12 protein-coding genes are annotated in these 13,005 nt (G+C 64.1%); 7 read left to right on the top strand and 5 right to left on the bottom strand.

Annotated features, from left to right (window positions below; genetic code table 11):
* The 5 genes from scpA to BGN91_RS08250 form a co-directional block, all read left to right on the top strand.
* Positions 1 to 1,556: methylmalonyl-CoA mutase (scpA, locus tag BGN91_RS08270; RefSeq protein WP_292612164.1), on the top strand; the 1,556-nt coding region annotated here is incomplete at its 5' end.
* A 73-nt stretch (positions 1,557 to 1,629) separates the two neighbouring features.
* Positions 1,630 to 2,625 (top strand): methylmalonyl Co-A mutase-associated GTPase MeaB, encoded by a 996-nt coding sequence (gene meaB / locus BGN91_RS08265; protein ID WP_292612162.1) that lies wholly within the window; start codon positions 1,630 to 1,632, stop codon positions 2,623 to 2,625.
* Positions 2,626 to 2,770: 145 nt separating this feature from the next.
* Positions 2,771 to 3,436 carry a pyroglutamyl-peptidase I gene (locus BGN91_RS08260; RefSeq protein WP_292612166.1) on the top strand — a complete coding sequence of 222 codons (666 nt, stop codon included), beginning with the start codon at positions 2,771 to 2,773 and terminating at the stop codon, positions 3,434 to 3,436.
* Between the two features lie 269 nt (positions 3,437 to 3,705).
* A complete protein-coding gene (locus BGN91_RS08255; protein WP_292612160.1) occupies positions 3,706 to 4,968 on the top strand; it encodes a multidrug effflux MFS transporter in 1,263 nt (420 codons plus the stop codon).
* Positions 4,969 to 5,043: 75 nt separating this feature from the next.
* Complete coding sequence (locus BGN91_RS08250; protein WP_292612158.1) at positions 5,044 to 6,411, top strand: TIGR03808 family TAT-translocated repetitive protein; 1,368 nt, start codon at positions 5,044 to 5,046, stop codon at positions 6,409 to 6,411.
* An 88-nt stretch (positions 6,412 to 6,499) separates the two neighbouring features.
* On the opposite strand, the gene BGN91_RS08245 is transcribed toward BGN91_RS08250, so the two are convergent.
* From BGN91_RS08245 to BGN91_RS08230, 4 genes are all read right to left on the bottom strand, one after another.
* Positions 6,500 to 7,000 (bottom strand): TIGR03809 family protein, encoded by a 501-nt coding sequence (locus BGN91_RS08245; RefSeq protein ID WP_292612156.1) that lies wholly within the window; start codon positions 6,998 to 7,000, stop codon positions 6,500 to 6,502.
* A 351-nt stretch (positions 7,001 to 7,351) separates the two neighbouring features.
* A complete protein-coding gene (locus BGN91_RS08240; protein WP_292612155.1) occupies positions 7,352 to 9,232 on the bottom strand; it encodes a S8 family serine peptidase in 1,881 nt (626 codons plus the stop codon).
* Positions 9,233 to 9,241: 9 nt separating this feature from the next.
* Positions 9,242 to 9,937: a hypothetical protein gene (locus BGN91_RS08235; protein WP_292612154.1), complete on the bottom strand. Its 696-nt coding sequence runs from the start codon at positions 9,935 to 9,937 to the stop codon at positions 9,242 to 9,244.
* Positions 9,934 to 10,503, bottom strand: coding sequence for a sigma-70 family RNA polymerase sigma factor (locus BGN91_RS08230; protein ID WP_292612153.1), 570 nt, complete (start codon positions 10,501 to 10,503; stop codon positions 9,934 to 9,936). The genes BGN91_RS08235 and BGN91_RS08230 overlap by 4 nt, the downstream gene beginning before the upstream one ends.
* A 579-nt stretch (positions 10,504 to 11,082) precedes the next feature.
* On the opposite strand from BGN91_RS08230, the gene BGN91_RS08225 reads away from it, so the two are divergent.
* Complete coding sequence (locus BGN91_RS08225; RefSeq protein ID WP_292612152.1) at positions 11,083 to 12,189, top strand: DUF2336 domain-containing protein; 1,107 nt, start codon at positions 11,083 to 11,085, stop codon at positions 12,187 to 12,189.
* Positions 12,190 to 12,203: 14 nt separating this feature from the next.
* Here the strand turns inward: BGN91_RS08225 and BGN91_RS08220 are convergent, their stop codons facing one another.
* Complete coding sequence (locus BGN91_RS08220) at positions 12,204 to 12,362, bottom strand: hypothetical protein (protein WP_292612150.1); 159 nt, start codon at positions 12,360 to 12,362, stop codon at positions 12,204 to 12,206.
* Positions 12,363 to 12,396: 34 nt separating this feature from the next.
* Here BGN91_RS08220 and BGN91_RS08215 point away from each other — a divergent pair.
* A partial coding sequence (locus BGN91_RS08215) for a hypothetical protein (RefSeq protein ID WP_292612148.1) occupies positions 12,397 to 13,005 on the top strand: 609 nt, incomplete at its 3' end.

The following is a 13,005-nucleotide window of genomic DNA, read 5'->3' as shown; positions in this document are numbered from 1 at the left end:
ATCCGCCAGCGCCCTCGATGCGGATCGTCTCCGACATCTTCGCCTACACCTCGCGCAAGATGCCGAAATACAATTCGATCTCGGTCTCCGGCTATCACATGCAGGAGGCCGGGGCGACGCAGGATCTCGAACTCGCCTACACGCTTGCCGATGGCGTCGAATATGTCCGCGCCGGTCTCCATGCCGGGCTCGATATCGACCGTTTCGCGCCGCGGCTGTCGTTCTTCTGGGCGATCGGCATGAACTTCTTCATGGAGGTCGCCAAGCTGCGCGCCGCGCGGCTGTTGTGGGCCAAGCTCATCAAGCCGTTCGATCCGAAGGATGCGCGCTCGCTCTCCTTGCGCACCCATTGCCAGACTTCCGGCTGGTCGCTCACCGCGCAGGACGTCTTCAATAACGTGCCGCGCACCATGATCGAAGCGATGGCGGCGACGCAAGGCCACACCCAATCGCTGCACACCAACGCGCTGGACGAAGCGCTGGCGCTGCCGACCGACTTCTCCGCGCGCATCGCCCGCAACACCCAGCTCTTCCTGCAGCAGGAAAGCGGCACCACCCGCATCATCGATCCCTGGGGTGGCTCTTATTACGTCGAGCGGCTCACGCACGATCTCGCGGTGAAGGCGTGGGGCCACATTCAGGAGGTCGAGGAGCTTGGCGGCATGGCCAAGGCGATCGAAGCTGGGGTGCCGAAGCTGCGCATCGAGGAGGCTTCCGCCAAGACGCAGGCCCGGATCGACGCCGGCAGGCAAGCGGTGATCGGCGTCAATAAATACAGATCCGAGAACGAGGCGCCGATCGACGTGCTGAAAGTCGACAACTCCACGGTGCGGCGTCTGCAGATCGAGAAGCTGGAAAGGTTGCGCGGCGAACGCAACCAGCAAGATGTCGATGCCGCGCTCGCGGCGCTGACGCGCTCGGCCGGCGACGGCAACGGCAACCTGCTGGCGCTCGCCATCGATGCGGCGCGCGCCAAGGCCACCGTCGGCGAAATCTCCGACGCGATGGAAAAGGTGTTCGGCCGCCATCGCGCCGAGATCAGGGCCATCACCGGGGTTTACAAGCGCGAGGCGTCCGCCATGTCCGACAAGGTTTCGAGGGTGCAGGCGATGATCGACGCCTTCGAGGAAGCCGAGGGCCGCCGGCCGCGCATCCTCGTCGCCAAGATCGGGCAGGACGGCCACGACCGCGGCCAGAAGGTGATCGCGTCCGCCTTCGCCGATGTCGGATTCGACGTCGATATCGGACCGTTGTTTGCAACGGCGGATGAAGCCGCGCGGCAGGCGGTGGAAAACGACGTGCATATCCTCGGCGTGTCATCGCTTGCCGCCGCGCACCTGACCACCGTTCCGGAACTGAAAGCCGCGCTGAAGAAACAAGGCCGCGACGACATCATGATCATCGTCGGAGGCGTCGTGCCGCCGCAGGATTACGATACGCTCTACAAGGCCGGCGCCGAGGCGATCTTCCCGCCCGGTACGGTGATTTCTGACGCCGCCGAGGAATTGATCCGCAAGCTCAATGCGCGACTCGGTCATAGCGAGGCGGCGGAGTAACCGTTCGATGGCGTGAGGCGGCATCCCACCCGCTCCCCTCGCGCCATGAGCCGGTTCGCTGTAAACGAACGAAATGGTTTCACCTGCGGCCATTCCCGACCCCAATATCGCGCTTCTCGCCGCCGACATCCGCGCCGGGCAACGCGCCGCGCTGGCGCGCGCCATCACGCTGATCGAAAGCCGCCGCGCCGATCATGAGGCGACCGCGCGCGAGCTGGTGCAGGCGCTGTTGCCTGATGCCGGCAACGCCATCCGCGTCGGCATCACCGGATCGCCCGGCGTCGGCAAGTCAACCACCATCGACGCGCTCGGCATGTTCCTGATCGAACGCGGCCACAAAGTCGCGGTGCTGGCGGTGGACCCGTCCTCGGCGCGCAGCGGCGGCTCGATCCTCGGCGACAAGACGCGGATGGCGCGGCTGTCGGCTTCGGACGCCGCCTATATCCGCCCCTCGCCCGCCGCCGGCACGCTCGGCGGCGTCGCGGCCAAAACGCGCGAGGCGATGTTGCTGTGCGAGGCCGCGGGCTTCGACGTGGTGCTGGTTGAAACGGTCGGCACCGGGCAGTCCGAGACCGCGGTCTGCGACATGACGGATTTCTTTCTCGCCTTGATGCTGCCCGGCGCGGGCGACGAATTGCAGGGCATCAAGAAAGGCCTCGTCGAACTCGCCGACATGATCGCGGTCAACAAGGCGGATGGCGACAACATCAAGCGCGCCAATCGTGCGGCAGCAGAATATCGCAGCGCGCTGCATATTCTCAGCCCCCGCTCCGAGCACTGGCAGCCGCCGGTCGTGACCTATTCCGGGCTGACGGGATCGGGCATTCCGGAACTGTGGCAGAAGATCGTCGCGCACCGCACCGCGATGCAGGCGTCGGGCGAATTCGCCGCGCGGCGCAGCCAGCAGCAGGTGAAGTGGATGTGGTCGATGTTCGAGGAGCGCATGAAGGCGCGCCTGCGCAGCGACGCCGCGATTCGCGCCAAAGTGAAGGCGACCGAGGCTGCGGTCGCCGATGGCCGCATCACCCCGGCGCTGGCGGCGGACCAGATCGCGGAGTTGCTGCGGTGAGTTGGATCAAACTTGCTGTCGTCATGGCCGGGCTCAGCCGTTCGAAGAACGGCGTCGCTTCAGTTCGCCTACGCCCGGCCGTCCACGTCTTGTTTTCTGTGATCCGTCACAGCACAAGACGTGGATGCCCGACACAAGGCCGGGCATGACGACACACCTTCGCGTCCTCATCACCGGGTTCGGCCCCTTTCCCGGCGCGCCGTTCAATCCAACCATACCGCTGGTCAACCGGCTCGCGCGGCTGCGCCGGCCCGCGCTGGACGATGTCGCGATCGCCACGCACATTTTCCGCGTCGCTTACGAAACGGTGGATCGCGAGCTGCCGCAACTTCTTTCGATGCATCGCCCGCACGCGCTCCTGATGTTCGGCCTCGCGACGCGCACGCCCTGGCTGCGGGTTGAGACCCGCGCGCGCAATGCGGCGACGGCGATCTGGCCGGATCTCGCCGGCATGCGGATGAACAAACGATCGATCGCGGGCATGGCGGACGCGCGTGCGTTCGGACCGCATGTTTTCAGGCTGCTGCGCGCGGCGCGGGCAACCGGCATCGACGCGCGCGCCTCGCGCGATGCCGGCAGCTATCTCTGCAATTACCTGTGCTGGCGCGCCATCGAGGCCACGCGTTATCAAGCTGGTCCGCGCCCTGCCGCCTTCATCCATGTTCCGCCGTTGAAGCGCGACGGCTCGGCGCATGTTCCCGGCGGGATCACGCTGGACCAACTGGTTGATGCCGGCGAGGCCATGCTGCTGGAGATGGTGAAAGCGGCAAGGCGGGCGGGTCGCGCTGACTTGGATGCAAATTCATTGTGATCGGCCGCCCCCTGGTGTCCCGATTCCGAAGTTCGCATACCCTCGCAGCAACCTTTGATGCGAACTTCGGAGTCAAAGGGACACTAGCAACTTTATGATTCTAGTGTGGTTTGGGTTCATAAGTTCGCTTGACGGACTCGCCGAGACACTGGAAGCGAACTTCTGAACCACCACACTAGCCGGCGGTGGACAGTTTTGTTTGAAACAGGCATTGTGCAGCGCAACAGCGGCATCGATAAAGGCTGCGTTCCGATCTGCCGGGATAAACAATGACCGACGCGAGCGTGGACGGGTGGGTGTCGCAAACCCATCGCCCGATGGGATTTCCCGAATTCGTCGCCATCGTCGCCGGCATCATGGCGCTGAACCCGATCGCGACCGACATGATGCTGCCGGCGATGCCGGATGTGCGCGCCGCCTACGGAATCGCCAATCCCAATCACGTTCAGGCGGTGATCTCGGTGTATCTGGCCGGTTTCGGCGCCGGCCAGTTCATCATGGGGCCACTGTCGGACCGCTTCGGCCGCCGCCCGATCCTGATCGGCGGGATGCTGCTCTACAGCGCCGCAGGGCTGCTGTCGGTGGTCGCACCCTCGTTCGAAATGATGATGCTGGCGCGTGTACTGCAGGGCATCGGAAGCTCGGCCGCCCGCGTCATCGCCACCTCGATCGTGCGCGACTGCTACACCGGACGGCGGATGGCGAGCGTGCTGTCGCTGGCGATGATGATCTTCATCTCGGTCCCCGTCCTCGCGCCGTCGATCGGTCAGGCGATCCTGCTGTTCGCGGCGTGGCGCGGCATCTTCGTGGTGCTCACGATCTACGGCCTGCTTGCCCTTTTGTGGTGCGCGATCCGGTTGCCGGAAACCCTGCCGGCGACGGAACGCAAGCCGCTGACCGCTGCAAGCGTCTTCGACGCGTTCCGCCAGACCATCACCAACCGGCAGACCATCGGCTACGCGCTCGCCGCCGGCGGCGTCCAGAGCGTGCTGTTCGCCTATGTGTTCTGTTCGCAACAGATCTTCACCGGGATCTATGGCCTCGGCGATTATTTTCCGCTTGCCTTCGCCGCGATCGCCGTCGGCATCGCCGCCGCCGGTCTCTTGAACTCGCGCATCGTCGGACGGTTCGGCATGCAGGTGATTTCGCACGGCGCGCTCACGGGATCAGTGGTGATCTCGATGCTGACGCTGCTCGCGGCATGGCAGGATTGGCTGTCGTTTCCAATCTACATGGTGCTGGCGATCGGCACCATGTTCGCCTTCGGATTGATGTTCTCCAACTTCACCGCGCTCGCCATGGAACCGCAGGGCCACATCGCGGGCACCGCCTCCTCGCTGTTCGGCTCCATCACCACGCTGATCGGCAGCGGCGTCGGCGCGCTGATCGGACAGGATTTCAACGGCACCATGCTGCCGTTCGCGACCGGCGCTTTCCTGTGCACGCTGGCCGCTCTCGCCGTCGTGATCGTGGTGGAGCGCGGGCGACTGTTCGTGCCGCACAATGCGGTGGTCCCGACGCCGCCGCGTTAACCCTGTCGCCAACAATCGCCTGCGTTCATCGTCGTCGTTTCGGCGACGTTGCGGTTTTTCGCGTTACATCCCCGCATGGACATCGACCGCCGCCATATCCTCGGAGCTTCCGCCGCCGGTGTCGCCGGTGCGCTGGCGATGCCGTCGAATGCGTCGCACGCCGCGCCGCTGACGTCGACGCTCGGACGCGATGCGACGCACTATGGCGTAAAGCCGAATTCACCTGACGATCAGACCCGCGCGCTGCAACGGGCGATCGACGAGGCGGCCCGCGCCAACGCGCCGCTCGCATTGCCGCCCGGCGTCTATCGCACCGGATCGCTGCGGCTCGCCAACGGCTCGCAACTCGTCGGCGTGCGCGGCGCGACAACGCTGATGTTCACCGGCGGCGCATCGCTGCTGACGGCAGAAGGCGCCGATCACATCGGGCTCGGCAATCTCACGCTTGCCGGCGGCAGCATTCCCCTCCCCGAACGGCGCGGCCTCGTCCATTGCCTTGGCGGGCGCGGCCTGCGGATTTTGAACTGCGAAATCACCGGCAGCGGCCGCAACGGCATCTGGCTCGAGAACGTCGCGGGCGAGATCAGCGGCAACATCATCGGGAAAACCGCGACCACCGCGATCGTCTCGTTCGACGCGCTTGGGCTGACGGTGGCGCGCAACACCATTCTTGACGCCAACGACAACGGCATCGAGATCCTGCGCACCGCAATCGGCGACGACGGCTCGATCGTCACCGGCAACCGCATCGAACATATCAAGGCCGGCCCCGGCGGCTCCGGCCAGCACGGCAACGCCATCAATGCCTTCCGTGCCGGCAACGTTATTGTCAGCGGCAACCGCATCGGCGATTGCGACTATTCCGCCGTGCGCGGCAACTCCGCTTCGAACATCCAGATCACCGGCAACAGCGTCAGCGGCGTGCGCGAGGTGGCGCTGTATTCCGAGTTCGCCTTCGAGGGCGCAGTGATCGCCAACAATACCGTGGACGGCGCCGCGGTCGGGGTCTCCGTCTGCAACTTCAACGAGGGCGGCAGGCTCGCGGTCGTGCAAGGCAACATCATCCGCAACCTGTTGCCGAAGCGCCCGATCGGCACCGCGCCCGACGACGACGCCGGCATCGGCGTCTATGTAGAGGCCGACACCTCGGTCACCGGCAACGTGATCGAGAACGCACCGTCGTTCGGCATCATGGCCGGCTGGGGCAAGTATCTGCGCGACGTCGCGATCACGGGCAACGTCATCCGCAAAGCCTTCATCGGTATCGGCGTTTCCGTGGCGGACGGCGCCGGCACGGCGCTGGTGGGCAACAACGTGATTTCGGACACGCCGCGCGGCGCGGTGGTCGGCCTCGACCACGCCAAGCCGATGACGCCGGACCTTGCCGCCGATGGCGCCGCGAAATACGCGCAGGTCGCGCTCGGCGCCAACGTGGCGCGCTGAATTCAGCCGGCTCGCGTCAAGCAGCTAGCTTTGATCGATCGAGATCGAAATAGCTTCGGCTTTTACTCGTACCAATCGAAGGCCGCCGCTACAGCGCGTTGCACTTCAAAATCGGATAGCGTTCTTGGAACGGGCGCGAATCCGGCACGATGCCGGTTGCCAAGTCCTCGCTCGCTGCCGTTTGCTCTCCGGCCGGCGCGTCGTCGTTCGCCTCGATCAACGTATCTTTAGGCGGTGACACGATCGACGCCAGCGCCGCATGCACAGCCGCGGTTCCGAGCAGCCGGGCCGACGATTGCCCGGTCTCGTCCTGCGTTATGGGAGACGTCTCTGCAGGCTGATCGAGGGTCGGCCCCTCGATCGTCTGATCGTTCGGGGCCACCTCGCGCCGTGCCAGCGCTCGCCACGTTTCGACGGCGGCCTTTGCCTCCAGGATATTTTCCGTGAAGGCGTGTTCGGAATGGAAGCGTCGCCACCGTCCGCTTTCATAAAGCTCGACGAGATAGTCGAGCCGCTGTTCGGCGATCTTGCACCAGCGATTGAGGATATGGTGATCCCGGGCGCGCCCGGCGTCGTCGCGTTGAGTCATGGGACAGTCCGCAAGGAGGAGAACGGACGCAGACGCAACGAACGAATCATTCAGTGCTTGTTGGATATTCTGTGGAAAACTTTGGCGAAGTCCAGCGCTTTGTGGCGCGAATATGACAGCGCGCAGAGGTGTGGCACTTTTGCCTTATTTCAGCAGGACGGGATCACTGAAAATGAAGAGACCCGTCCGGGGGGACAACCGGACGGGTCAAGCCATATGGGCGCTGGGGTGGATGGGCGCTCGCGCCTGATATAGCCTCAGGGGAGTTTTGGCTCCCACACTGCTTCTGTCGTCGCGCCTTGAGAAAACGTTCAAGGCGGCCTGATTTTTTTTAACGATCTGGAAGACTGATTATTTGGCGGAAGGAGAATCCGCCGGCGGATCCATGCTCGCTGGCGAAGGCGACGGATCGCCCGCAGCGGTCGCGGGCTCCGCCTCGCTGGACGTTGCAGCCGCGGCATCAGTTGCGGCGGCCGGCGGCGGATTGGACACGGCCATGACTGGCGCAGTGCCCGGAGCAGTTCCGTCCGCGGCAGAGTCAGCGCCATCCGGCGCGGCCTTCACGGCGCCGTACCCGTTCGCCTCGCCGGCGCCGAACAGATCATCGCGGCCCGGAGCTCCGAGATCGCGCGCGCTGCTTGTCAGGATGGTGCGGACGTCGGACGGCTTCAGCGCCGGATCGCGCTCCAGGATCAACGCCGCGAGACCGCTGACATAAGCCGCGGAGAACGAAGTGCCCGACGTCATCTGGTATTTTCCGCCCGGCGCGGGAAGGAAGATATCGACGCCGGGAGCCGCGACCGCGATATGGCTGCCGCGGTTGGAGGCCGCAAACAGACGGTCATCGACATCGGTGGCGCTGACCGCGATCACGTCGGCATCGGCTGCCGGATAGAGCGGCGGCGATTTGGGACCGGCGTTGCCGCTTGCGGCCACCATGATGATTCCCTTTGCCGCCACGGCCGCGATGCCGCGCGAGACCAGCGCGTCCTTCGGCCCGGCAAAACTCATGTTGACGATCTGCGCACCGTGAGCCGCCGCATAGTCGAGGCTCCTGAGGATCGTGAACGACGTGCTCTCGGCCGTGCCCTGCGTCACGCCGAACGCGCGGATCGCGAGAATCCTGGCGGCCGGCGCACTCCCCATCAGCCTCGCATGGGCGACGATCGCGCCCGCAATGCCGGTGCCGTGCACGTGCGGACCGTCCCTGGCATCGAGCGCATCGAAACTCCCGGCGATCGAGCCGGCCAGTTCGGGGTGATCGGTGTCGATCGCGGAATCGATCACCGCGACGACGACGCCTTTGCCATTCGCCAGCGTATGGGCTTCCGGAATCCTCAGCTTTGCCAGCGCATATTGCGCAGGGTCGCCTTCGGCGACCGCGGGCACCGTCTTCTGGTCCTGCAGAACGTAACGGAAATTCGGCTGCACCGAGCGGACGGCTGCATCGGCGCGCAGTTCGGCCTGGACCTGCTCGACCGGACGCTGGCCGACGATGCGGAACAGGCTGACGGTGCTGCCGGTCAGCGGAAAATCCTGGGAGCTGATACGTCGGAGCCGGTGCCTTCGCGCCAACGCGGCGAGTTGCGCATCGGGCATGGCGGCGGTTTCGGCGACGATCTGGCCGGGCAGATAATTGCGCTGCGCAGCAGCTTGCCCCGTATTCCGTCGAGGTCCGCTGTTCTGATCCTGCGGCGGCGGACCATTGCCTCCGAGGTCGGCAACGAACGGACGGCCGTTGCATTCGCCGCTCATCACGCCGTTGCCGCGCGCGCAAACCGGATAGGTGTTGGGCGCGTAGCGGATATAGGACATGCCTGATGCAGTGACCGCGGTGACCGGCTTCCGCGGTTTGGGCTCGCGGTCAACGGTCTTGCGGCGCGGGGGACGCGATCGCCGGCCGTGCACCGGCTCATCCTCGCGTTCGATGACACGATAAGGAGCTTCCACATAGGGAGCTTCGATGACGCCGAGCGGCAGTCCAAAACCCAAACCGCCATAACCCGGCCCGATGCCACGATGGCCCCAGCCGGGACGATAGCCGCCACCCATCCCGCCGCGTCCGGCCGTCATGCCGCCGCGCGATCCGAAAGCCGAAGGGCCCCTGGATCCTCCTTGCATGAGGGTTTGCGCGTGAGCGGTGGGAGCATCAAACGCGGCGAGCCCGTACAGACCCGCCAACGCGGCAAACACAGCGCCCCACCCGGTTATGCTCGTTACGCGCCGACGCATCGCCCGATCCTATTGAGCCGGAACGGCAAGATTGACGATCTTCTCACTCTGAAGCCTGCTGATCAGGTCGCCAGCGTCCTTCGGCGCCCTGCCGTCGAAACGCAACTGGAACAGGCCTGCTCTGGATACCGAAACAATCGTTGCCTGATAGGTATCGAGCAGCGCGCTGATATCGGACATGCGCGCGTCCGGCGCGAACCTCACCAGCACTTGCGGACCGGTGTCCGTGGCCAGTCCGCGGGTCAACGGCGTGTTTTCCGTACGATGAGATGCGGTCTGGAACGAATGGCCTCCGTCCTTCGCCAGCATCGCGGCGATCACTCCGGCCTGGAGCAGGACGACGAGCCCGCCGACCGCACTGCCTGCGGCCAGCATACGGGGTGAAAGTCCGGCGAAGAATTGCGAAATCCGCGCCGACAGGCCGCGCGACATCGAAGCACTTCGCACCGGCTCGGCATCGATCGCGGCGAACAGCTTTTGCATCGGGCGCGCAGACGGTGCGCCCAGACTTTCATTCAGCGAAATGGTCTCGACATACTCCTGCCGGATGACGGAGTATTGCTTCGCGAGCGCCGGATCCTGCGCGAGCGCCTGCTCGACCCGATGCGCATCGCGGGCATTCAGCGTGCCGGCCGCGTGCCAAGGCAACAGAGCCTCGATGTCGTCGGGTCCAGTTTCCACGATCTTCTTGTTCGCCGCCATCATGGCCAACCTCGTTCTATGCCGGCGGCCTTAAGCAGACCGGCCAGCTTCTTGCGCGCATAGAATAGCCGCGTCTTCACCGTGTTCTCGGGAATCCCGACGATCTCGGCGACCTCTTCCACCGATTTCTCGTGGTAATAGACAAGATCGACGATTTCCCGATGCTCCGCCGAAAGCCGCGTCAGGCACTCACGCAACGCATTACTCGTATCCTTCTTCTGGACCGTCACCTCGGGATCGTCAGATTGATCCTCGATCGCATTGGCGGTCTCGTCATCCAGTTCGGCATCCTTCCTGCGGCGCAGCGCCGACAGGGCCTTGAAACGCGTGATGGCCAGCAGCCAGGTGGAGACGGCGGATCGGCCCTCGAACTTGCCGGCCTGACGCCAGACATCGAGAAAGACCTCGCTGATAAGATCTTCCGCGACCTGTTCGTTTCTCACGAGCCTCAGTCCAAAACGAAAGACTCTGACGTGGTGGCGCCCATACAACACCTGCATGGCGAGGCGGTCGCCTTGAGCGATCCGGGCGATCAGAGTCTCATCCGATGCTGCCTGTGCCGCACTCACTGGCCGTCTCGCAGAATTGGTCGGGGTTGAAGGGCTAAAGGTTCGATTGGCAAGGCAAATCTTCTCAAATTGTCGGCACCGGCGATCAGGCAGGCTTGTGGTCTAATTCTAACGTTTGCATCCCGGTGCGGTACGAGGTTCTTGCAATGCGAAAGGGCCACCGGCCGCAAACAGGGTCTAGCGCAGGTTCTGAATCGATATTCGCTCGCCAGTATTTCAGCGACGCGGATAGCACTCTGCTAGGTTGTGCCTGAATCAGCGGAAAGGGCAAGGCACCCCGGTCTGCCTGGAGAGAGGAGCCACAATATGGGGCAGGCCCGCCAGCGCGGCCATGAACCTCGCAGCCATCGGGCGGACGAAAATTCCCGTGACGAAAGAACCTGTTAACGATACCGCTGGCCATCGGAGCCAGCCAAAAGATACCAAACCTAAAGGCTTTTCCCCGTAGATTCCCCGTCAAGCTACGTCATCGACGGGTGCTTCTGATCTACGCTTCTACCGTACCGTTTCCGATCGCGATTCGGATCCCAGGCGAGCAGAATGTCGCTGCGTACGATGTGGGAACTCTAGGATAGAGCCATGGCTTCCAAATCGGCCGTTTCCTCGGCGAGTCTGCTCGACGAACTTCAGACCGTTCTTGCCCATGGCACCGTCGCGCGGCGGGTCGAGACGCTACGGCAGGTCACCGACCTCTTCCTGAACAACGCGATCGACTATTCCGACGACCAGATCACCGTCTTTGACGACGTGTTCAATTGCCTGATCCGGCACATCGAGACCTCGGCGAAAGCATTGCTCGCCAGACGTCTCGCTCCCGTTGCCAAGGCTCCGCCGCAGATCATTCACGCGCTGGCCTTCGACGATCTGATCGAAATCGCCGCGCCAGTGCTGTCGCTATCCGAACGGCTCGGCGACGACGCATTGATCGAAAACGCCTGCAGCAAAAGCCAGGCGCATCTGCTGGCGATCTCGACGCGGAAAGTCCTGAGCGGAGCAGTCACCGACGTTCTGGTGGAGCGAGGCAACGACGAGGTCGTCAAGAGCACCGTCAACAATCCGGGGGCGGAATTCTCCGAGCAAGGCTTCACCAGGCTCGTCGCGCGCGCCGAGGCCGACGATGACATAGCAACCTGCGTTGGCCTTCGGCCGTCGATCCCGCGGCATCATTATCTGAAGCTGATCGCAAAGGCCTCCGCCTCGGTGAAGGCCCGTCTCGCGGCGGCCAATCCGGATCGGGTGAACGATGTTTCGGCCGCCGTGAGCGAAGTAGCACGGCGAGCGCGTTCGTCGCCGGCAGCCATCAGCGAGGATACCACCATCGCGCACGGACTGGTCCGGTCTCTGTACGAAGACGGACGGCTCGACGAAAAAGAAGTCGCTTCGTTTGCAAACGCTGGCAAGTTCGACGAAACCAACGCCGCCATCGCCTGCCTCGCCAATGTCTCGATCGCCGTCGCCGAGAAAATGATGATCGAATCCAAAACCGAGGGCGTGCTCATTCTGGCGAAGGTCAGCGGGCTGTCCTGGCCGACCGTCAAAACCATCATCAACATGCGCAAGGACCTCGCGGAGATCGAGGTGACAGATATCAACGCCGCGGAGCAGACTTATGAACGTCTGCGCCCCTCCACTGCGCAACAGGTGCTGCGTTTTCACCGAACGCAACAAGCGGCTGAAGCAGGCTGACGCGCGCGGCCGCTTCATTTCGGTGGAAGCGCCGTGGTTTCGCCACGGTCGTCGAAATTCCCTTTTTCTGCCCCGGTGTGGCCACGCCCGGCGTTTCTTTTGTCGGCCGATTGGCTGACAAACGGGGAGATTGCCATGAACATCAAGGCCAGTGGGCGCTCGGCGTTGATCATCGCAGCAGGGCTCTGTTTGGGGTTGGCGGGGCCAATGCGCGCGACCGACAGCGCGGCGGAACCGGCCGGTGTGGCCCCTCATGCTGAAAGTGCCGGAGCACCGATCAAGCTCACCACCAGCCACAGGTCACACAAGCGGCACGCACGCGCGCGGAAATCGACCAAGCCGGAAGCGAAGGCCGATACGAAAGCTCACGAGACGACAACGGCACACGAGGCAGCGGCTGAGGACAAGCAGATACCGCTACCGCCGACGATCGCGGACGCAAATGCCAATGCCGTGATGCCTGGCGCCGAAGATCTGCCCAAGACGGAAGCGGGTACGCTCGCCAGCACTGCCGGCCAGATGCTGTCCACCAATCAGGACGATCCCGCGCCGCAAGCCGACAATACGACCTCCGCGGCTGTCGCGGATATCGTTTCGCCCGACGAACTCAATGAAATCGACCGCGCCCTGATCGACGACAAACCCGCCACGCCTCATCTCGCACTGGCTTCCATCGACGTCGCACCGTCCGTGAGCAACGCCGACACAACCGCACAGGCCGCGACGGCGAGCGACAACTCCGCCTGGAACCATGCCTCTCTGATCGGCAAGATCTTCATCGCCTTCGGCGGCCTGCTCATGCTCGGCTCCGCGGCC

The organism is Nitrobacter sp. 62-13, assembly GCF_001896955.1.
Taxonomy (GTDB): Bacteria; Pseudomonadota; Alphaproteobacteria; order Rhizobiales; family Xanthobacteraceae; genus Nitrobacter.
The sequence above is the reverse complement of the archived record's forward strand: the minus strand, read 5'-3'. Positions and strand labels throughout refer to the sequence as shown.